Annotated in this window: 19 protein-coding genes and 1 riboswitch; of the genes, 10 read left to right on the forward strand and 9 right to left on the reverse strand. The window is 39.3% G+C overall.

Annotation, left to right across the window (positions count from 1 at the left end; genetic code table 11):
• Window positions 1-197, forward strand: a 197-nt coding sequence (locus BMX11_RS24570; RefSeq protein WP_217643890.1) for a hypothetical protein, incomplete at its 5' end; no start/stop codon positions are given.
• A 58-nt stretch (window positions 198-255) separates the two neighbouring features.
• On the opposite strand, the gene BMX11_RS20740 is transcribed toward BMX11_RS24570, so the two are convergent.
• From BMX11_RS20740 to BMX11_RS20770, 7 genes are all read right to left on the reverse strand, one after another.
• Complete coding sequence (locus tag BMX11_RS20740; RefSeq protein ID WP_090888322.1) at window positions 256-1,458, reverse strand: MFS transporter; 1,203 nt, start codon at window positions 1,456-1,458, stop codon at window positions 256-258.
• Between the two features lie 107 nt (window positions 1,459-1,565).
• Complete coding sequence (locus BMX11_RS20745) at window positions 1,566-2,219, reverse strand: TenA family protein (protein ID WP_090888325.1); 654 nt, start codon at window positions 2,217-2,219, stop codon at window positions 1,566-1,568.
• Entirely contained in the window at window positions 2,216-3,163 is a 948-nt protein-coding gene (gene thiD, locus BMX11_RS20750; RefSeq protein ID WP_245738730.1) for a bifunctional hydroxymethylpyrimidine kinase/phosphomethylpyrimidine kinase, read from the reverse strand. The genes BMX11_RS20745 and thiD overlap by 4 nt, the downstream gene beginning before the upstream one ends.
• Window positions 3,164-3,212: 49 nt before the next feature.
• Window positions 3,213-3,308, reverse strand: a riboswitch (TPP riboswitch).
• A gap of 252 nt (window positions 3,309-3,560) precedes the next feature.
• Entirely contained in the window at window positions 3,561-5,084 is a 1,524-nt protein-coding gene (locus BMX11_RS20755; RefSeq protein WP_090888328.1) for a choice-of-anchor I family protein, read from the reverse strand.
• A gap of 170 nt (window positions 5,085-5,254) precedes the next feature.
• Window positions 5,255-6,661, reverse strand: coding sequence for a dihydrolipoyl dehydrogenase (gene lpdA / locus BMX11_RS20760; RefSeq protein WP_090888434.1), 1,407 nt, complete (start codon window positions 6,659-6,661; stop codon window positions 5,255-5,257).
• 595 nt (window positions 6,662-7,256) lie between these two features.
• Entirely contained in the window at window positions 7,257-8,441 is a 1,185-nt protein-coding gene (locus BMX11_RS20765; RefSeq protein WP_175474635.1) for an esterase-like activity of phytase family protein, read from the reverse strand.
• 643 nt (window positions 8,442-9,084) lie between these two features.
• Window positions 9,085-9,930: a DUF6515 family protein gene (locus tag BMX11_RS20770; RefSeq protein WP_090888334.1), complete on the reverse strand. Its 846-nt coding sequence runs from the start codon at window positions 9,928-9,930 to the stop codon at window positions 9,085-9,087.
• A gap of 199 nt (window positions 9,931-10,129) precedes the next feature.
• Between BMX11_RS20770 and BMX11_RS20775 the strand changes: the two genes are divergently transcribed.
• The 4 genes from BMX11_RS20775 (at window position 10,130) to BMX11_RS20790 (ending at window position 16,477) form a co-directional block, all read left to right on the forward strand.
• Window positions 10,130-12,001: a CocE/NonD family hydrolase gene (locus BMX11_RS20775; protein ID WP_090888337.1), complete on the forward strand. Its 1,872-nt coding sequence runs from the start codon at window positions 10,130-10,132 to the stop codon at window positions 11,999-12,001.
• 6 nt (window positions 12,002-12,007) lie between these two features.
• The gene (locus BMX11_RS20780; RefSeq protein ID WP_090888339.1) at window positions 12,008-13,876 is read left to right on the forward strand and encodes a CocE/NonD family hydrolase; all 1,869 of its coding nucleotides are present in this window, start codon (window positions 12,008-12,010) and stop codon (window positions 13,874-13,876) included.
• Between the two features lie 4 nt (window positions 13,877-13,880).
• Window positions 13,881-15,536 carry a M1 family metallopeptidase gene (locus tag BMX11_RS20785; RefSeq protein ID WP_090888436.1) on the forward strand — a complete coding sequence of 552 codons (1,656 nt, stop codon included), beginning with the start codon at window positions 13,881-13,883 and terminating at the stop codon, window positions 15,534-15,536.
• A gap of 209 nt (window positions 15,537-15,745) precedes the next feature.
• Entirely contained in the window at window positions 15,746-16,477 is a 732-nt protein-coding gene (locus tag BMX11_RS20790; RefSeq protein ID WP_090888439.1) for a head GIN domain-containing protein, read from the forward strand.
• A 148-nt stretch (window positions 16,478-16,625) separates the two neighbouring features.
• On the opposite strand, the gene BMX11_RS20795 is transcribed toward BMX11_RS20790, so the two are convergent.
• Together BMX11_RS20795 and BMX11_RS20800 are read right to left on the reverse strand one after the other, a co-directional pair.
• Entirely contained in the window at window positions 16,626-17,513 is an 888-nt protein-coding gene (locus BMX11_RS20795; RefSeq protein WP_245738731.1) for a hypothetical protein, read from the reverse strand.
• Between the two features lie 85 nt (window positions 17,514-17,598).
• Window positions 17,599-18,303 carry a DUF2490 domain-containing protein gene (locus BMX11_RS20800; protein WP_090888346.1) on the reverse strand — a complete coding sequence of 235 codons (705 nt, stop codon included), beginning with the start codon at window positions 18,301-18,303 and terminating at the stop codon, window positions 17,599-17,601.
• A 214-nt stretch (window positions 18,304-18,517) separates the two neighbouring features.
• Here BMX11_RS20800 and fabV point away from each other — a divergent pair, with 214 nt between their 5' ends.
• From fabV to BMX11_RS20825, 5 genes are all read left to right on the forward strand, one after another.
• The gene (fabV, locus tag BMX11_RS20805) at window positions 18,518-19,708 is read left to right on the forward strand and encodes an enoyl-ACP reductase FabV (protein ID WP_090888349.1); all 1,191 of its coding nucleotides are present in this window, start codon (window positions 18,518-18,520) and stop codon (window positions 19,706-19,708) included.
• Window positions 19,709-19,774: 66 nt separating this feature from the next.
• A complete protein-coding gene (locus BMX11_RS20810) occupies window positions 19,775-20,308 on the forward strand; it encodes a GNAT family N-acetyltransferase (protein WP_090888352.1) in 534 nt (177 codons plus the stop codon).
• A gap of 102 nt (window positions 20,309-20,410) precedes the next feature.
• The gene (locus BMX11_RS20815) at window positions 20,411-20,863 is read left to right on the forward strand and encodes a cold-shock protein (protein WP_090888355.1); all 453 of its coding nucleotides are present in this window, start codon (window positions 20,411-20,413) and stop codon (window positions 20,861-20,863) included.
• A gap of 285 nt (window positions 20,864-21,148) precedes the next feature.
• Window positions 21,149-21,844 carry an SIMPL domain-containing protein gene (locus tag BMX11_RS20820; RefSeq protein WP_090888358.1) on the forward strand — a complete coding sequence of 232 codons (696 nt, stop codon included), beginning with the start codon at window positions 21,149-21,151 and terminating at the stop codon, window positions 21,842-21,844.
• 95 nt (window positions 21,845-21,939) lie between these two features.
• Window positions 21,940-22,254, forward strand: a complete 315-nt coding sequence (locus BMX11_RS20825) for a hypothetical protein (protein WP_090888361.1) — start codon at window positions 21,940-21,942, stop codon at window positions 22,252-22,254.
• Window positions 22,255-22,306 lie beyond the last annotated feature (52 nt).

The raw sequence follows: 22,306 nt of genomic DNA on the forward strand, positions 1-22,306 counted from the left end.
AGGAACGGCATTTGACAGCTGGAAACTTACAAATAGTTTTTCCTGAAAGTGTTTCTTCCCTTGCATGTTTCAAAATATTAAGAAATAACAAAAAAATAAAGTTAAGTTATCAACCCTTGTTAGTTGTGCAACGGCCACTCAAGAAAAAGGTAAGAGCCCTTCCGGCGATGAGGAAAAAAGAAGTAATTAAGTCTTAGCGAGATGCTACAACTAGAAAAGAGAGTTTTAGACTCGTCAAGAAGACCATTTTGCCCGCTAATCCATCGCCTTAATCTTGGCAACGATAAAGCTTACAAACAACCCGAAACAACCAATTACCGCATAAGAATAACGCAAGCTGGATAATGCTGAAATATATCCGATAAGGGGTGGACCCATTAAAAAGCCCAGATAACTCACACTTGACACCATGGCAATGGCCATTCCCGGAGCAATTTTACCACTCTTACCTGCAACGCTATAAACTGTTGGAACAATGCTTGATACACCAATACCCACCAGCATAAAACCAATAGTTGATGGAATGATATAAGGTAAAAACACCGATAAAAACATTCCTGTTGAGATGATAAGACCACTGATTTGAATGGTCCGCTTTCTTCCCATTCTTTGGATAATAGAATCGCCAACAAACCTGCCTGTAGCCATCATCACCATAAAGGAAGCATATCCTAATATGACCAGAGAAGAGGGTGCTTTAACGATTTCCTTAAAATAAACCCCACTCCAATCAAACATGGCCCCTTCTGTAGCCATACTGCAGAAACCAATAATCCCAAGCTGTAATAATACCCCTTCAGGCTTCACAAATAACTTTGGTTTACGCTCAGTTTGTGCGCCCTTTCCTGGCACTAAATGTTTATAGTTTAATAAGACGTTGATCCAGATGAGTGCTACAATAACTAAAAAATGATATAAGGGAATAATATGTAAATTCACCATTAAGAGGCCTACTAATGCCCCAGAAAACCCGGCAATACTCCATGCACCATGAAAAGAGGTCATAATAGGACGCCCAAAAAGCTTTTCTGCTTCCACACCCTGCGTATTTACGGCAATGTTGCACATATTACCAATTACACCAAATAGAAATAAAAAGGCAAATAAATGCCATGGCGCGGTCGCCAGGCCCAAATTACTAAGGGCTAATACATAAAGTGGTGCCGTAAGTGTTAGAATAGCTTTACTACCATATTTTGTCACTAGTCCACCAGAGATAGGCATAGTACACAACTGCCCAAGCGGGAGCGCTAATAAAATACTTCCCAACTCGCCATCCGAGAGGCTTAAGGCATGTTTTATATCCGGGATACGACTTGCCCAGGAAGCGAATGCAATTCCCTGTCCAAAATAAAATAGGGACACAGCAAGGCGAATACGGTTTGGACTACTTTGCGCAACTGCAGGTTGATTGATAGATTGATTTGTGTTTTCCTGATGTTCAGCTGCTTCTTCCAAAATATGATAATAAGAGATTAAAGTACAAAGGTCTTAATTCTGCTTTTAATACCGATACTTTTTCTCATTTATATTCACATTTTTGCAAATAAATTAGACTTTTGGGGTCATATTTTCCATTTTTCTAAATTATAGGCACTATCCCAGAACATCCATTCTAATTTTGTCGCTTGCTCAAAAGCCGTAATCATGTCTATCCGGGTTTGTTTTCCTGCCTTTTCTGCAAGTTCATCAGTAATATCTATCGCCAGCTTAACCGATTTAGCAAAGGCCTCACCTGCATACATATCAATCCAACGTTTGTAAGGGTTATTGCTTCCTTTTTGTATTGAGAAGATATAATCGCCTACTTTTTTGTAAATCCAAAAGCATGGTAAAACCGCAGCAGCTGCTACTTCTACATTGGCATAGGCTGCCTGATTGAGCAAATAATTTGTGTATAAAAGCGTAGTTGGCGTTGCCACTATTTCATGGGGTAAACCCAGCTCTACAAAGTAGCTTTCGTGCAAAGCACGTTCAGCTAATATGGCTCCCGAAGAAAAATTGGCAAAGGCCAAAACCTGATCTGCCGATTTTAACCGACTACTGATAGCACTCAATGCTTTACCAAATTCTAAAAGGTAAAATGCATCCTGGGCGAGATAGAAAACAAATTTATCTGGGCTCAATGTACCATCACTCAATTCCTGATTAAAGGGCATGGCAATTATCTGCTCGTAAACTGAGTTTACCGTTTCCCAGGCCTGATCACTCCATTTCATTTCATTATTAGTTTTAAAGGTTCAAAAAAGTGATTGAGGGGACCGTTTCCTTGCCCTGTTTTAACACCTGCGCCCGCACGCAATGCCGAAGCAATGTAGTTTTTAGCAAATTTGATCGCATGAATCAAATCATTTCCTTTCGCCATTTCGGCTGCAATAGCTGATGAAAGTGTACAGCCTGTACCATGCAAATTGGCAGAATGGATATAGGGGCTTTCCAATACAATCGGGGCTTCACCTTTAGCTACAAATACATCATAAATGGTTGCTCCAATCAAGTGCCCTCCCTTGAGTAATACTGCATGGGCACCCTGATTAATGATGGCGTAGGCCGCTTCGATCATTTCTTCCACATTAGCAATCTTCTGCTTCGCCAGAATAACAGCCTCATCTATATTGGGCGTAACTAAGGTAGCCAAAGGAAATAATTCGTGCTGCAAGGTATCAACTGTTTCGGTCTCTATAAGCCGGTGCCCACTGGTGGCTACCATTACAGGATCTAGAATGACCGGAATTTTAGGCACTTGCGATACCAGAACATCCTTAATTAACTTGGCTACTTCAGGTTTGTTGATCATCCCAATTTTAATCGCCGAGGGCTTAATATCTTCCAGTACGGCTATCAATTGATCTCTGATCATTTCAACCGGAATAGCGTGCACAGACTTAACACCCAGAGTATTTTGTGCGGTTACAGCGGTAATAACAGAAGTACCAAAGCAACCCAAGGCCGAAAAAGTCTTTAAATCGGCCTGTATGCCTGCGCCTCCCCCACTATCCGAACCGGCTATGGTAAGCACTTTTACATATTCCATTTTAGCGCTTGCCCCGTTTTGAAGGTCAGCTATAGGAACATGACGCTGCTCGTTCCTCCCGGCAGCACGAAGTTCAGAAGTATTTTTCTCGCCAGGCGACAATAAATTTTCAATGATAACAGACTCCATAATTTTAGATTAATTACTTTAGGAGTCTTCCAATCCCCCAGGGGGACGATAAGATCGACAAACTATTTCCTACGCCGGTACTAACCGAATCAGGTGATGAGGGTATAATCTCAGCCATCTATTGACGGCACCCCTAAAGTTTTATGTCTGCAATATAGGAGTTAATTTTAAATACACAAATACTGGTTTTAGTATAAAGTATGGAGTAGTTAGTAATTAGACAAGGCGCATAGCTATCCGGTGCCTATACTTGAAATCCTGTACTTTTTATTTGCATTATACACTAACGGCTTTTTAAACAAAAAACAGGGCACCAAACTCATTGGCACCCTGTCTTGCTACTTTATACTAGATACTTGATTCTAGATACTAGATACTCGATTCCTACTACCCAACACTAAAGCCTATCCGGCTGATAAAACCTTACCGTTCCATCTTCCTCACTTGATACTACTAACAAACTTCTTCCATTCGGGCTATCCTTAGGTTTCACAAACAAAACGCCTTCCGGGGCATCGCCTGTGGCAAATAATTGTACAAACTTTGGTGCAGACGGAATAGTAACATCATACGTGGCAACCATATCTACACGTTCCATACCGATAAACGCCAATGTTCTTCCGTTTACCTGTGCTACAGTCACTGCTTCAACTTCAACACCTTTATTGTCAGAACGCTCGTCATCATATTTTCCGGCATCAATCACGCGTTGCTCTAAATCCTTACCAATATTAGCAACCAGTTGGCCGGTGCTTGCATTTAAAATACTTACACTTCTGCCTCCGGGAGCGTAAAGTTCGTCATAATCACCATCACCATCTGTATCACCAAAAGCTTTTGAAACGGTTAATCTACCTAAATTGGCATCTTGTTGTAAGGTAGCGGCAGTTGGAAACTTAGTTGCATCCAGCTTTAAGCTTTTTACCCTTGCTTCTTCATCATATCCTTTCCAGGCACGGGTGTCTCCTTCGTTGGCCAACGCAAGGTAATTTGCATCACCTACCGAAAAGTATGAGATGGCATCTGGTAAGTAAAAGGCTTTGATTGGCCAGGTACCCAACTGAATCTTACCATCTTTATCGCTTACATCAAAGGCATTTTCAGCCAAACTGATATCTCTTACACCTAAAGGAATGATCTTGGTAATCGTACCCCCAACAAGATCTACTTCTGCCACTGCATTGTTTTCCTGTAGCGTTACAAAAGCCTTTTTAGAATCGGCAGCAACGGCAACATACTCTGGCTCTATATCTTGTGCGAAACTTGCATTTGGACCATAAATTCTTAATCCAGCAGCAACCAATGCAGCCTTTGAACTTTCAAATCCAGAAAAATCTAAGGTTTTCACCGCATAATTATTTTTTACATTGATAATGGAGATTGAACCAACCGGATCTACAGTGTATTCGTCATTTGGCTCACCTTCATTGGCACTGATGATATAAGTTCCATCAGGACTGAAAGTAACCATATCTGGCATGGCACCAACCGTAATTTTCTTTACCTCTTCTAATGTTGTAGTTTTTAAAACCACAATATCGCCATTACCTTGTTTGTTTGCACCATCCAAAGCAATGGCAAGCAAACCACTGTTTACGGCAACGCTGTTGATACCTGCATTATTCGGATAGGTTAAAGTTCTGAGTTTTAAAATTGTTGGATAGGTAGCTAAATCCAATACTTCCACTTTCGCCCCCCCATCATTACTCACTACGAATAGTTTTTTGGTTGAAGGATCGTAAGCAGAAATTTCTGCAGCAGTGGTATTTCCTAAATCTACTGAAGCGATTTCCTTAAAGCTGGAAATATTTTCTGCGACAACAGGTTCTGGAATAGTTTCATCAATAGGGTCTGTTTTTTTACAAGCGGCCAGGGCCATAGAAGCCAGGAACAAGGCTCCAAACAATTTTTTTCGGTTCATTTGGTTTTAAATCTGATGATCCAAAAATAAAACACCGCGCAACCGGATTCAGTCGGCCAATGTTATGATTTGATTAAGAAATCGTCAATTATCAGGCATAAAAAACCCTGATATAAAATCAGGGTTAAATCACTAAACATATAGGGTGCTGAATGATCAGCGTTACAACCTTAAATATGAATCGCTCTGTTATCAGTAGCCGCTAATGCCGCCTCTTTTAAAGCTTCTGTATAGGTTGGGTGAGCATGGCAGGTGCGTGCAATATCTTCTGCAGATGCACGGAATTCCATCGCAATTACCGCCTCTGCAATCATATCCGCAGCGCGTGGACCAATCATATGAACACCTAAAACTTCATCAGTTGTAGCATCAGCTAAAACTTTAATGAAACCGTCGGTATCCATGCTCGCTTTCGCTCTTCCACTGGCTTTGAATGGGAATGATCCTGCTTTGTATTTTACACCGCTTGCTTTCAATTGCTCTTCCGTTTGTCCAACTGAAGCAACTTCTGGCCAGGTATACACAACCCCGGGAATCAAATTATAATTGATATGTGGTTTTTGTCCGGCAATGGTTTCTGCAACATAAGTACCTTCATCTTCCGCTTTGTGTGCCAACATTGCACCGGTAATCACATCACCAATAGCATAAACACCTTTCACTGCAGTTTCTAAGTGCTCATTTACCGGAATTTTCTTTCCTCTTTCTTCTACTGTGATACCGATTTTATCTAAGCCTAATCCTTCAGTATAAGCTGTTCTTCCTACTGCTACAATACAATAATCAGCTTCTAAAGTTACCGGCTCACCTTTTGCATTGTCTGCAGTTACAGTTACGGTTTTACCTTTAACAGTAGCACCGGTTACCTTGTGCCCCATGTAAAACTCCATGCCTAAAGTTTTCTTTAAAACACGTTGAAGTTCTTTACCTAAACCAGCATCCATTGTGCCGATAATAGATGGTAAAAATTCTACCACAGAAACTTTAGTCCCTAAACGGGCATAAACAGAACCTAATTCTAAACCGATCACCCCACCACCAATTACAACCATGGTTTTTGGCACTTCCTTAAGTGTTAATGCTTCTGTTGAAGTGATGATACGTTTTTTATCGATAGGGAGAAAAGGCAATGCTGTAGGTTTTGAACCTGTTGCAATGATTACATTTTTTGCAGTAACGGTTTCGGTAGATCCATCACCTTTGGTAACTAAAATCGTGTTTTTATCTACGAAAGAACCCACACCTTCAAAAGCATCAATTTTGTTCTTTTTGAAAAGGTAAGTGATACCTGCCGTATTTTGTGCCACAACGTCGTCTTTACGAGCGATCATCTGTTTCATATCTACTTTCAGGTCTTTCAGGTTAATACCATGGGTAGTGAAGGTATGTGCTGCATTGTGAAAATGCTCTGAAGAATCTAATAATGCCTTTGAAGGAATACAGCCTACGTTTAAGCAAGTTCCTCCATAAGTTTTATATTTTTCGATAACAGCAGTTTTTAAACCTAATTGGGCACAACGAATTGCGCCTACATAACCGCCCGGACCAGAACCGATAACAACGACGTCGTATTGCATAATTTCTTGATAATTTTGATTGCCCAAATGTAGGGAAAAAAGGTTTAAGGTAAAAGTTAGATAGCCCTTAATGCTGAAAGACTAAAGCTTAAAGATCAGCGCGATGTAAAATAATGATTAAATAAGTTTGGAGTTGAGGGTTTGGAGTATGGAGTCCCGGGCGAACGACCCAATTCACTCTATTTACAAGTCCGGAGTCCGCAGTCCATAGTCGTGAGTCTGGGCGCAAAACCAAACTCACCAAATCATCACCTAACCAACTAACCTATTAAATAAGTCCTCAGTCGGTAGTCCATAGTCATGAGGCCTGGATGCAGAAACCTACTCACCAACTCAACACCTAACCAAATCACCCCTCTCAATTCTCAATACTTGATACTACCTCACCAACTATACAAGTCATCAGTCTGCAGTCCACAGTCATGAGGCCTGGATGCAGAACCCTACTCACCAACTAACCAACTCATCACCTAATCTATTAACAAGTTTGGAGTTGAGGGTTTGGAGTGTGGAGTCTTAGGCGCAGAACCCTACTCACCAACTCAACACCTAACCAAATCACCCCTCTCGATTCTCGATACTTGATTCTTGATAATCAATTCTTGGCACTAGAGACTTGCTCCGTCACTACCTCGAACAAAAAAAACTGTTGAACTTGTGTTTTCCCAAAGTTGTTATCTACACAAAAAATTAATGATTGATTTCCATTAGGCAATTTCGGACCGAAAGTAACGCCCTCAAAGTTATCAATGTGCCTGTTTAGGGTATCAAAATCAAACAATAATTTCTTACTTAATGGTTTTGGTGGATTTTGTACAAAAGAGGGGTTATTGATTACATTCTCAGCACCATTCAAATTAACCAGATATAGTTTAACGAAAGTATGATCGTCGTGCCCTTTTGCCCAGGCTCTTTCCATAATCAACAAAGTATGTTTGTTAATGGCCAGAATCTCTGAGATACCATTTACGTTCCAATCCATATCTACCGTGGGCTGAACAGGCAATTCCCCTAAGTTATAAGCATATTGAGCAGTATTTTTCTTTGTTTTGACATCAAACTGCAGAATTCGGGTTAGTGCTTTATCATAGCCAAATGCTGCTTGCTTGCCATCTTCGTAAAGAGGCTCTTCTAAGCTGGCATAAAGGGTTTTATAATCATCTGCATAGGTTAGACCTTCAAAAAAAGCATTTTTTCGTACACCTTTCTCCTGCCTGGTAAAATGAAATGCTGCTGGCAAGGGAATGGTATCCAGGTAAGCCCCCTTTTCGCTGATTAAAGTTAATGCAGGTTGAACGAGAGTCGTATCTCCATTTTTAAATAGCCTTTCTCCTTCACTGCTCCATAACAGTTGCTTTGTGAGCGGATTATAGCGTACAGATTCACCATCTGGTTTTACTGTTTTATCTGTTCCGAGTTTAGGGTACTCCTTCCCATTAGCCTGAAGAATTGGAATGAGCCCTGTAATTTGTACGGTATCTATTTTACCCCGATTAATTTCAATCCTAGCAGTATATATCCGTGCTGGACTTACCTGAGAAGGGTCATCACTAATGAGGTAGTATTGATCGTTTTTAACATCATAATCAATCCCCGATAAACCACCAACCACCGTATTTTCGAACTTTTGATTGAGTGGTAAAATATATTCACTTAAAAATTTGAGGGAAGAGATTTTGCTTTCCTTTTTGGAGATATCCAGCCTGGTTGTTGAGCAGGAAGCAAAAAGTAGAAGAAGTGCTATATAGAATGCTGAAAATGTAATTCTGGCTGATCTCAAGTCCAATAATTTAAACTACAAACATAGGAAAAATATACATTGCCAATCTCCGTGGATTGTTACGACAATGTTAATCTTTAGAAATTAAGTCACTCAGAAATTAGGAAAATCACCCTTCACTACCCTGAAGTTTATTTTTGCTCCATGTTAGAATACATCTAAAATTAAGGAGTTAACCATTAGATAAAATCAAACCGATCTTAATTAACCTTAAATACTGGAGTTTTTTTGCTCAACGCTATAGTATTTCTAACATTAAGGAATTAAGAAAAGTTAAGATAAAATCTAGCTAAACTTAACTAATGGCTGTTTTTTTGCTTAATGCTATAGTATTTCTAACATTAAGAAGTTAAGAACCATTTTGATAAAACCAATCTAACTAAACCTAACTACTGCACGTTTTTTTTGCTCAATGCTATAGTATTACTAACATTAAGAAGTTAAGAACCATTTTGATAAAATCAATCTAACTAAACCTAACTACTACACGTTTTTTTGCTCAATGCTATAGTATTTCTAACATTAAGAAGTTAAGAACCATTTTGATAAAATCAAACCGGTCTTAACTAACCTTAACTCCTTAATGTTTTAGCATCATTCCTCCACAAACCAAATCTTGATTCTTGATACTAAATTCTCGATACTAAAAAAGCTTCCCTATCACCCGGTAACCAGTTTTATCCCCATCAGTCACTTGTTCATAATACACATCATCCGGAGAAACAAAGTACTGTTCATTTTTAATGGTAACCTCCCTGCATCCTTCAGGTAACTGATCAATAATATCCCCTATCTGATGTGAATCTACCGGATTGTCTCCCGTATTCAAAACCCCATCTTTTCCAGCGACAACATAAACCGTTTTCCCATCTTCATTTGTGGTTTGTGTATAATAAACGCCTTTATACTCGTAGTAATCCTGACCATTAATGGTGACCAAATTAGCCTCAGATGGGAGGCTTGGCACTTCAGCACCAACAGGAGGTGTAACCACTTCGTACTGGTTATCATTTTGCTGATAAAACAATCCGCCCGAGTAATAAAACTGATTAGCCCCAAAATAAAATGGATAATAACCATAAGGCAACACCCCGATTCTGAAACCTAAAAATGGTCTGTAAAAATTGTAATAACTATAATATGGTCTATAATAAGGCCTTCCATATCCAGACCTGTAACCTGGTCTATAACCATAGCCCGGACGGTAGCCTGGCCCCGGACGATAACCTGGGCGGGTATTATTATAGGCATTCCGTTCTGACCTTCCTATTCTTGAGGGAGCAGAATAACGCCCGCCAGAAGGGGCCTGCATAGACGGACCTCTTGAAGAACCGCCCCTCGATGGTGAAGAAATACTTGGTCTACCGCCACCACCTGCTGAGCCTCCTGCTCTACTAGGACGTTGTGCAAAAACCTGATCTACCCCTAAGGTTGTTACCATTGCTGCCACAGCAAAAACAACCAATCCTTTATTGAATAACCTCTTCATTTTATTGTGTTTAAATCGAATACATATATGACGGTAAAAAAGTTAAAAAGATTACTCCTTCACATTTTTTAACTAAATTTTGATAATGTGTTGACACAGTCAGGACTAAATGCTAACAAACCTTTTACGGGATGTTTTTTTCTAATCCCTGCTTAATGTTCTATCTTTAAATTTTAATCCAATAACCATATTTTTTCAAATGACCCTGACCAGAATTTTCAGCGTATTATTTTGTCTGTTTGTTTCTTCCTCACTATTCGCCCAACAAACGGATTCTGCCTATGTAAGAGAGAATTACACCAAAATAGAAAGGCAAATCCCAATGAGAGATGGGGTTAAGCTTTTTACTTCAATTTACATACCAAAAAATCAAACTAAAAAATATCCTTTCCTGCTAAATCGTACGCCATACACAGTACAACCTTATGGGGAAGATAAATACAAAACCGGCTTAGGTAATTTCCCTGCCATGATGCGCGAAGGCTTCATTTTCGTATACCAGGATGTACGTGGAAAATGGATGAGCGAAGGTATATTTGAGGATATCCGTCCACAAGTGGTTGGGAAAAAAGGCAAAACGGCTATTGATGAAAGTACAGATACTTATGACACCATCGACTGGCTGGTAAAAAATATTAAAAACAATAACGGCAAAGCGGGTATATATGGAATTTCCTATCCAGGCTTCTACTCTACTACGGCTTTACCCAATGCACACCCCGCACTTAAAGCCGTTTCTCCGCAGGCACCCGTTACCGATTGGTATATGGGAGATGATTTCCACCATAGGGGAACACTTTTCTTAATGGATGCCTTTAACTTCATGAGCACTTTCGGCGTTCCACGGCCAAAACCCATCACCCCAGACAAAGGCCCTAAAGGGTTACAACTCCCTATCCAGGATAATTACCGTTTTTTCCTGGAGGCCGGCTCACTTAAAAATCTGAAAGACAAATATTTTGTTGACAGTATTAAATTCTGGAACGATTTATTCAAACATCCAAATTTAGATACCTTTTGGAAGTCCCGCTTAATTACCCCTCATTTAACTCAGGTAAAACCTGCAGTGATGGTTGTGGGCGGCTTTTTTGATGCAGAAGATGCTTATGGAACTTTTGACACCTACAAGGCCATTGAAAAACAAAACCCGGGTGCTAAAAACATTTTGGTTGCCGGCCCCTGGTTTCACGGAGGTTGGGTGCGTAGCGATGGCTCTTATTTTGGAGACATCCCTTTCGGAAAAACCACCAGCATCGATTATCAACAGCAATATGAATTACCTTTCTTCAAATATTATTTAAAAGGTGAAGGTGAATTTAACCCCGCAGAGGCCAACATCTTTGTAACTGGAAGTAACGAATGGAAAAAGTTTGATACCTGGCCGCCAAAAGAAACAGAAATGAGAAACCTTTACCTCCAGCCTAATGGAAAACTGGGTTTTGAAAAAGTAGGCAGAACAGATAGCTGGGACGAATATGTGAGCGACCCAAACAGCCCTGTGCCTTATCAGGATGGTGTTCAGGCAAGACGTACACGCGAATACATGATAGATGATCAGCGCTTTGCTGCCCGCAGACCAGATGTTAAAACCTATCAAACGGATGCTTTAACAGAAGATATCACTATAGCCGGTTCTGTATTAGCCAATTTAGTGGTTTCTACTACAGGGACTGATGCCGATTATGTAGTTAAACTAATTGATGTTTACCCGGAAGATGCACCAAATCCGACACCTAACCCTAAAAACCTAATTATGGGCGGCTATCAAATGTTGGTTCGTGCTGAAATTATGCGCGGAAAATATCGCAATAGTTTCGAAAAACCAGAACCATTTGTACCTGGAGCAATTACAAAAGTGAATTATCCACTACCCGATGTGGCACATACTTTCAAAAAGGGGCACAAAATCATGATTCAAATTCAGAATAGCTGGTTTCCGCTGGCAGACAGAAATCCACAGAAATTTATGAATATTTATCAGGCAGAACCTCAGGATTTCCAGAAAGCCACCCATAAAATTTACCACGATACTTTTAACAGTTCGTACATTACCGTTTCAGTTTTAAAATAATATACAATGAAATCCCTTAAAATAAGCGCTTTATTATTGATTTCGTCTTTTGCGGGTTTTGCGCAGGGCGATGCCAATTACCCAAAAGCAAACTATACTAAAAAAGAGGTTTACATCACCATGCGCGATGGTATAAAGTTATTTACAGCCATTTACACGCCTAAGGATGCTTCAAAAACAAAGAAATATCCTATGGTGATGCAGCGAACCTGTTACAGCATTGCACCATACGGTGAAGGTAAATTCCCTGCAAGATTAGCCCCTTCAGAGCTGATGATGAAAGAGGGTTACATTGTAGTGATGCAAGATGTTCGTGGCCGTTGGAAAAGCGAAGGTACCTGGACCAACATGACACCGGTTATCGACAATAAAAAAAGTAAAAAAGATGTAGATGAAGGTTCTGATACTTACGACACCATCGACTGGTTGGTTAAAAACGTAGCCAACAACAACGGCAAGGTTGGTCAGTGGGGAATTTCTTATCCTGGTTTTTACACCGCAGCGGGTATTTTAAGTAACCACCCTGCACTAAAAGCTTCTTCGCCACAAGCACCAATCTCCGATTTCTTTTTTGATGACTTCCACCATAATGGATCTTTCTTACAGAGCTATTTCTTCACTTTCCCGGTTTTTGGGGTTCAAAAAACGGATACGACTTCTAAAGCCTGGTACAATAATCAAATGATTAACCCTAAAACCAAAGACGGATATCAGTTCGCCTTAGATTTGGGGCCCTTAACCAATGCCGATAAATATTATAAAGACAACTTTTTCTGGCAAGAAACCGTTAACCACCCGAACTACGATGAGTTCTGGCAAAAACGTGGTTTACTTAAGCACTACAACACCGTTAAACCAGCTATTATGGTAGTAGGCGGTTGGTATGATGCTGAAGATTTATCGGGACCTTTAAACATCTACAAAACCATCGAGAAAAAAAATCCAAATGCTTACAATACGATTGTAATGGGACCATTCGGCCATGGAAGATGGAGCCGCGAAACTGGCCATACCATGCATAGCAACGTATATTTTGGCGATAGCATTGCCACATTCTATCAGAAAGAAATCGAAGCTAAATTCTTTCACCACTTCTTAAAAGGGAATGGCGATAAAAATTCGGGATTACCTGAAGCTTATATGTTCGATACAGGTAAGAAAGAATGGGAAACCTTCGCCAAATGGCCTGCTGAAAAAGTAAGCAAACAGAAATTTTACCTGGGTGCCGATGGCAAATTAAGCCTAACAGAACCATCAGCTACCGGTTCTACCAGCTACATCAGCGATCCGGCTAAACCTGTTCCCTATACCGAAGATTTAAGCACTACTACTGGTTTTACACCACACAACTACATGAGCGAAGATCAGCGCTTTGCAGGCCGCAGACCAGATGTATTGGTGTATCAAACGGAAATACTAGATAATGATATTACACTGGGTGGAGAAATCATGTCGCACCTCAAAATTGCGACTACAGGTACCGATGCCGATTTTATTGTAAAATTGATTGACGTTTACCCTGCAGATGAACAGAACAATGCCTACATGCCAAACAAGAACATTATTTTAAGCAATTACTGGCAAATGGTACGTTCGGAAATAATGCCGGCACGTTTTAGAAACAGCTTTGAAAAACCTGAAGCCTTGGTTGCCAATCAGAAAACAGATGTTAATGTGAAGCTACAAGATGTGTTGCATACTTTTAAGAAAGGACATAGAATCATGATTCAGGTTCAAAGTACTGCCTTCCCCTTATTCGCCCGCAATCCTCAAAAGTTTGTAGAAAATCCGTATAAAGCTACTGAAGCCGATTACATTAAAGCTACTCAAACCGTTTTTAACGATAGTTTTATTGAGGTTGATGTTATTAAATAAATCCATGAAAAAAATATTATTATCACTGGCGTTAACGCTGGGTATTTTATCAGCCAATGCACAAATATTAGGCAAAAACCAGGTAAACTCTCGGGCAGATAGCCTCAGAGGTACACTCACAGCACTTCGAAGCTGTTATGATCTCAATTATTACCACTTAGATGTTAAAATAGACATAGATCAAAAATACATCAGCGGCAGTAATGAATTCGCTTTTACGGCAACGCAGGATTTCACAAAACTGCAATTCGATCTTTTCGCTAACTTGAAAGTAGAAAAAGTAGTGTATAAGGGAGCTAATATTCCTTTTACCAGAGCATACAATGCGGTTTTTGTAACCTTTCCTCAGGCAATTAAAAAAGGAACCAAAGATAAATTCACAGTGTTTTACGCTGGCAATCCGGTTGTAGCCCGTAATCCACCTTGGGATGGAGGTTTCATCTTCAAGAAAGATAGCGCAGGAAATCCATTTGTATCGGTCGCCTGTCAAGGATTTGGTGCCAGCTGCTGGTGGCCAAACAAGGATCATCAAAGCGACGAAGTAGACAGTATGTTAATCAGTATTAGTGCCCCTAAGGCCTTGCAGGAAATTTCTAATGGCAGATTAAGAAACACCGTTGATCAACCTGATGGTTACCAACAACACAATTGGTTTGTAAGCAACCCGATTAACAATTACGATGTTACCTTTTATATTGGAAAATATGCACACTGGACGGATAGCTACGAGGGTGAAAACGGTAAGTTGAGCATTGACTATTGGGCACTTCAAACCGATAGTGCCAAGGCTCGCCCACATTGGGATGCCGATGTTAAACCCATGCTAAAGTGTTTCGAGTACTGGTTTGGCCCCTACCCTTGGTATAAGGATGGTTACAAGTTGGTTCAGGCACCGCATTTAGGTATGGAGCACCAAAGTGCTGTGGCCTATGGCAATCAATTTAAGCCGGGCTATTTGGGGAAAGATTTAAGTGGAACAGGCCATGGCCTCAAATGGGATTTTATTACCATCCACGAGAGCGGACATGAGTGGTTCGGAAACAACATTACCTCGAAAGACATTGCCGATATGTGGATACATGAAGGCTTTACCAATTACTCAGAGGTACTCTATACAGAATGTACAGCCGGCAAAAAAGCAGGTAACGAATACGCCATGGGACTGCATAAAATTATCAATAATGATATTCCGGTAATTGGTCCTTACGGAGTAAATAAGGAAGGATCAGGAGATATGTACCCTAAAGGGGCCAGCTTAGTTCACACTATCCGTCAGTTGGTAAATAACGACGAAAAATTCAGGCAAATCCTTCGCGGACTGAACAAAACTTTTTATCACCAAACGGTAACTACGGCACAGATTGAAAATTATATCAGTAAAGAAAGTGGCTTAAAGCTCAATAAAGTTTTCGACCAATATTTACGGTACACTAAAATTCCGTTATTAGAATACAAAATTGTTAATGGCAGCTTATCATACCGTTGGGTAACCGATGTAAAAGGCTTTGATATGCCCATTAGGGTCAGTTTAAATCCAGATTCATATACTTTAATTTATCCAACCAACGCGTGGAAAACGATCAAAGTTGCTGCCAGTATTAATGGGGATAACTTTAAAACTGACCCACAATTCTATATCGACACCAAAAAAGCAGGCTAGAACCGGACTTAAGTTTATAAAAAGAACCCAGTGTTTTAAAAGGCACTGGGTTTTTATTTTCCTTCCATTTAGCAACTTAGCCTTTTAAGCGATTATTTTCAGTAAGATTTTGCTTTGATATGCAACTTTTCATTAAAATGATCGTCTTATTGAATAGAAAATTATCTATTTCTTTAACGCTGGTTTTAACAGCAATAAATTTAATCGCTATGAAAAAAATATTTCTATTTCTATTTGCCGCTTTAACATTGACAACAAATTTAAATGCAGCAACCGAAAAACAGCTTACCATTAGTTCATCAAAAAATGACGATGATGAAAGGGACGTTCAGAACTTTAACGGTGTAGCTGCAGGCGGACCAATAACAGTTATTGTAACTCTAGGAAACAAGGAAGGTTGTCGTTTTGAAGGCGATGCAGATGCAATTTCGACCCTGGTTACAGAAGTAAAAGGAAACATTTTAATTATTCGTCCGCAAAATAGCTGGAAGAGTTGGGAGAGAAAATATGAAAACAAAAAAATTATCGCTCATGTTACCGCTAAAACCATTAGAAGCTTAACCATGAGTGGCAACGGAAGTATTACCGTAAATGGAGCAATCAATTCTTCCGAACTGAACACTACTTTAAGTGGTTCAGGAAGCATTAAAGCTAACATTAACGTAAATGATTTCAACGGTGTAATCAGTGGATCAGGAACGCTTAATATTACAGGCAAAACAGATGATGCCAATATCACCATCAGCGGATCAGGCGTTTTCGCCGGAAAAGGATTCTCTACCAATGATCTTTCTACCCGCATCAGCGGATCAGGAAATATTACGATTAAAGCAGATAAGAAAATCGATGCTTTGATTAGCGGATCGGGCAGCGTTAACTATTCTGGAAATGCAACGGTAGAAAAAACTGTTGTGGGCTCTGGAAGAGTAAATAAAATTTAACTGGTAATCACCGTCATGTTATCCTTCGCTACATTCTCGTTATCAATAGCACTATCTGTTACCCAGAGCGCGATTTTTTCATCCAGGGTGTAGTGAAGGAACTAACTTATAACCTACAACTTAAAACCTAAAACTTAAAACCTACAACTTAAAACTGCAGCCCAATCACCCACAAATTCTCTATGTAGTTGATTTTTTGACTTGCCTTATCCAAATCGTCCCAACCTGTGGTATGGATGTTCGTTAAGTTCGTAGCCCCGAATTTTGTGGAGTTTTGAATGTAGAAATTCTTCCAAACATAAAATTTCAATCCTATTTTAGCCGAAACACCATAACCCGAAACATTCCAGTGGTTGTTTCTGCCAGCACCAAACAGGCGCACATCAGAACGGGGAACTACGATTCCACCACCCAGACCGGTTTCTAAGGTCAGAGAGGTATTACCCGAAGGTGCTACCCAGATATCATCATAACGTTCTACCTCTACATTCGCATAATTAAATCCATCAGTATGCTCAAAAGTTAACATGCTTTCCTTTACGTTAATCATCTGACCATTATAATCGCCTGCCAATGTACCCGTAGGAATATTATCGTGTGAGATATTCGAACCAATATGGCCTGTAATGGCAACTGTTTGAGGAATATCCATTACATACTTCATGTGATCCCAGCCAATAGAAATACTGTAATTGTCTTTAATAAAATATCCCACGCGAATATTGTATTGCGGAACGGTAATCAAACCAGGGTTTAGCCAATCCCAGCTCAACTTTGATTGCCTGTCGTGAGCAACTACATCCTTTAAAGTAAAATCGTAATTAGGCCCGGTAAAGCGAATATCACTTTTTCCATACCAGGAATTGTTATATCCCCAATGAAAGTAGAAATCGCCCTTTCTCGAAAAATTCCTTTTGTGCTCAGGGTTAAAAATACTTTTTGAGGGTGGCGTATTGTTGGCTTGTGTCTTTATTTCCTGGGCCTGCATCCGCTTGCCGAAGAGAAGCGCTATAAATAAAATGGAGATCTTTTTCACGGCGCAAATTGAGCAAAAAGCAGCCTCATTTACAAAGGTTTTAACAGTTCGTATTTCTTAAACTACAAAAAATGACTTTAAATCATTAAAACCTGGTATATACGGCAAACTGTATAATGTTATTTAATGTGTTTGCATTAGCGCCGTTAACTGCCTGGTTCAAGTACCCTAATTCTAGGTCTAACTTCTTCGAAAAACGATAACCTCCGGCGAGATAAACCCTGTTTTGATCGAAAACACTATTATTGAGTGCCTTTTTATTTTGAACATTCAAAAACACCTCATTCTGAAGCGCCACAAATGCACCTTTGGTGAAAGCCGCCTGCTGCTTTTGCAAAGGCTGAATGAACCTAAAAAAGTAACGGAAACGCTGGGCAAAAATATCCTCTCCAGCTGTTCCTATAAAGCGCTGCTCTACCCTAAACCTGTGGCTGGCAAATATGGAAGAAAATTTATGGGTATAAATGTACTGTTCAAAAATACGGTGCTCATTGAGGGTTGTGCTTTCGGCAGCATCTGGTTTGTTGTAAGTGGTTTGCCACAAATAACCTAAAGCAACATTATGGTGATCATTGATGAAGTATTGTACTGCTGGCCTAACCAAGGTATTCCGAACATATTTCCAATCATCTACAGAGCGAAGCTGCACATCGAACTGCAAGCCCCATTTATCATTAAACCTGGTGTTATTCAGGAACATAAACCATCCTGTATTCTGATGCTGGGTTTGTGCATATAGCTTCCCGAATGCTAACAAAGATAGTAGCAATGCCAGTGTAATTTTTCTCATAAAGGTCTCATATCTGTGTGCTGCTAAATTAAAATAAAATTAACAAAGCCAATAATATTATCTCATACTCAGTGGTAATCAGCGGCAACAATTTCGGTTTTGTTAAATTTGATTTAACTCCAATCGATTAAAAATCTATCTTCGTTAAAGATTTAGAGCAGATGGCACTTTCATTTGCCCATAATTAATTCAGAAATATCAATTAAAAGAAGAAATGATTATTGAACCTAGAATGAGGGGCTTTATCTGTTTAACAGCGCATCCAGATGGCTGTGCACAGAATGTAAAGAACCAAATTGAATATGTAAAATCAAAAGGCGCAATTGATGGCGCTAAAAAAGTGTTGGTTATAGGTGCATCAACCGGTTTCGGTTTAGCATCCAGAATTACAGCTGCATTTGGCTCGGGCGCTGCTACCATTGGGGTATTTTTCGAAAAAGCACCATCAGAAGGCAAAACTGCTTCGCCGGGTTGGTACAATAGTGCTGCTTTTGATCATGAAGCACACCAGGCGGGTTTATATGCCAAAAGCATTAATGGCGACGCATTTTCTAAAGAGATTAAAGATAAAACAATCGAATTAATTAAAGCTGATTTAGGCCAAATTGATTTAGTGATCTATAGTCTGGCTTCTCCGGTAAGAAAGCATCCGGATACTGAAGTTTTACATCGTTCAACCTTAAAGCCTATCGGTGGCACATACACCAACAAAACCGTAGATTTCCACACGGGCAATGTTTCTACAATTTCTATTGAACCTGCTAACGAGGAAGATATTGCCAATACAGTTGCCGTTATGGGTGGAGAAGATTGGTCGATGTGGATAGACGCTTTAAAAGCAGAAAATCTACTTGCCGAGGGGGCTACAACAGTAGCTTATTCTTATATCGGCCCGGCTTTAACAGAACCTGTTTATCGTAAAGGAACAATTGGAAGAGCAAAAGATGATTTGGAAGCTACAGCTTTCACCATTACCGATAAATTGAAAGACCTGAATGGAAAGGCTTTTGTTTCGGTAAATAAAGCCCTGGTAACTCAAGCCAGTTCTGCTATTCCGGTAATTCCACTTTACATTTCACTATTGTACAAAGTGATGAAAGCAGAAGGAATTCACGAAGGCACCATTGAACAAATTCAACGTCTTTTTGCAGAAAGATTATACCAGGGAGGAGATATTCCTTTGGATGATAAAGGAAGAATCAGAATTGACGATTGGGAAATGAGAGAAGATGTGCAAGCCAGGGTAGCCCAGCTTTGGGAAGAAGCAACTACAGAAACGCTTCCTGCCATAGGCGATTTACCAGGCTATAGAGCTGATTTCTTAAGCCTTTTTGGATTCGAAATTGATGGCGTAGACTATCAAAAAGAAGCTAACGAAGTAGTAGAAATTGAAGGCTTGGTATAGTGAAGAAAATACAAGAATAAAACAAATGGCTGGCGATATCGCTGGCCATTTTTATTAAATTGCAATATGAATTTTGAACTCCAACCTCATCTTGAAAACGACTTAATTAAACTTGTTCCGCTTAAGCAGGAAGACTTTGAGCGATTATACGAAGTTGCCTCAGACCCTTTAGTTTGGGAGCAACATCCCAATAAAAACCGGTACCAGAGGGAGGTTTTCGAAAACTTCTTTAAGGGAGCAATCGAGTCTGCAGGGGCATTTATTGTTTATGATCAGGCAACTAATCAGGTAGTGGGAAGTTCGAGGTTTTATGATTTGAATGAGGACAACAATGAGGTGGCCATCGGATATACGTTTTTGGGCAGAGATTTTTGGGGTAAGGGCCATAACAAGGCCTTAAAGCAGCTCATGATTAACCATGCCTTCGAATTTGTTGATCGTGTAATTTTCCATATTGGGGCCACTAACTTTCGCTCGCAAAAAGCCATAGAGAAACTCGGGGCAGATAAGTTTGAAGAAATTGAAGTAGCCTACTACGGCGAACCTGTTAAATGGAATTTTGGATATAAAATAGAGAAAAACAGCTGGTTAAAAGGATAATATAAATTTTGTTATTGGTAATAAAATCGTATTTCTGCTCCAGTTTTATTATCTTTGCCTAATTCTCCTTTCTCTTATCCCACTAAAACAAAATAATAATATATGGCTAAATCTCAAGCAACTTTCGGTAAAAAAGAAAACGAGAAAAAAAAGCAACAGAAAAGAAACGAAAAACAGGAAAGAAAAGAAGAGCGTCAGGCCAATGCTAAAAAAGGTTTAGCGCTCGAAGATATGATGGCGTACGTGGATGAAAACGGCAATATCTCTTCTACACCTCCAGATCCTAAGAAAAAGAAAGTCATCAATACTGAAGATATCCAAATTGGTATTTCCAGACAAGAAGACATCGTTGACGAAAACCCTGTTAAAAAAGGTACAGTTACTTTTTTCAATGATAGCAAAGGCTATGGTTTCATCAAGAATACAGATACCCAAGAAAGCATTTTCGTTCACGCAAATGGCTTGGTTACTCAAATAAGAGAAGGCGACAAAGTATCTTTTGAAGTAGAAATGGGACAAAAAGGCCCAACTGCAGTAAAAGTTTCTAAAGTATAATTCCTCTTTCCTTTTCAGGAAAATGCTATTCGCGTAAGGTTTTATCGATCACTATAATATTGTACTGTTACATAAAACCTTCCGCTTGGTTTACTCCAAAACTTTCAATAGCTTTTTTAAGTTATTTTCCACCAGAAAACATTCTTACGCAAAAGACTGTCTACTAATAAATTAGACATTACACATCTGGATTTTTTGAAGAAAATTTATTTTTTTTATTAATCTCGGTGTGGAATTTGTGCGCAGTTTACATCATTAAGCAAACACACAAAGAAATTAAGTATTATGAAAAAGTTAATAGCAATTGCATTAGTCGCATTTTTAGGTTTAAGTACTGTACAGGCACAACAAGTAGATCTTCGTAGAAAAATCAATGTAAGTGGTACTGCAGAAACAGAAGTTATTCCCGATATTATTTACATCGGAATTTCTTTAAAAGAGTATTTAAAAGACAACAACAGTAAGAAAAAAGTAGAGATTACAGATTTAGAAAATCAATTGTTTGCTGCTGTCCAAAAAGCAGGAATTGCCAAAGAAAACTTGACAGTTAGTAACCTAAGCAGCTGGAATTACACTACAGAGAAAAAGAAAAATCCAGATTTCTTAGCGAGTAAACAATATCGTTTAAAAGTAAGTGATTTAAATAAATTCAATGAAATCATTGCTTCAATTGATCCAAAAGGAATAGCAAACACCAACATTGAAAGCTATGACTATTCTAAAATTGAAAGTTTAAAAAGAGATTTAAAAATTAAAGCGCTCCTTGCTGCAAAAGAAAAAGCAACCTATATGGTTGAGGCATTGGGCGATAAACTTGGCAATGTGATAGACATTCAAGATGGTGGTGATAATGCGATACAGCCGGTATACAGAAATTACATGTTGAAAGCTGAAATGAGCGATGCCGCTGCTCCGGCCGAAATTGATTTCAAAAAGATAAAACTCAACTTCAGTGTGAATGCAGTTTTTGAGATCAAATAAACGTTTTAACAATAAATTAACAATCTCGCGAACCTACCAGAACATTTTGGTAGGTTTTTTGTTATGCATACATCTGAAATCTAAAATTTAATATTATGAAAAAATTCATTTACACTTTAGCCCTTGTTTTTTGTTTAGGAATTAGCTTCAATACAGCGCAAGCAGCTGATAAGCCAGCGAAAAATCCTACTGAGTTAACCGCAGAGCAAGCTCAACAATTGGAAAAAATCAAAAGCCGTGTGGAAGAAATCAGAGAGATGGATAAATCTAACTTGACTAAAGCTGAACGCAAGGCTTTACGTAAAGAATTGAAAGAGATGAAAAACCAGGCTCGTGCAATTTCTGGTGGCGTTTATCTTTCTGTAGGTGCAATTATCATCATCATCTTATTATTGATCTTGATTTTATAATCACAACATTTACATCTACCTATAAAAAACGAAAAGCTTTGCATCGCTGCAA

It is taken from the genome of Pedobacter rhizosphaerae, assembly GCF_900111155.1.
In the GTDB taxonomy this organism is placed as follows: domain Bacteria; phylum Bacteroidota; class Bacteroidia; order Sphingobacteriales; family Sphingobacteriaceae; genus Pedobacter; species Pedobacter rhizosphaerae.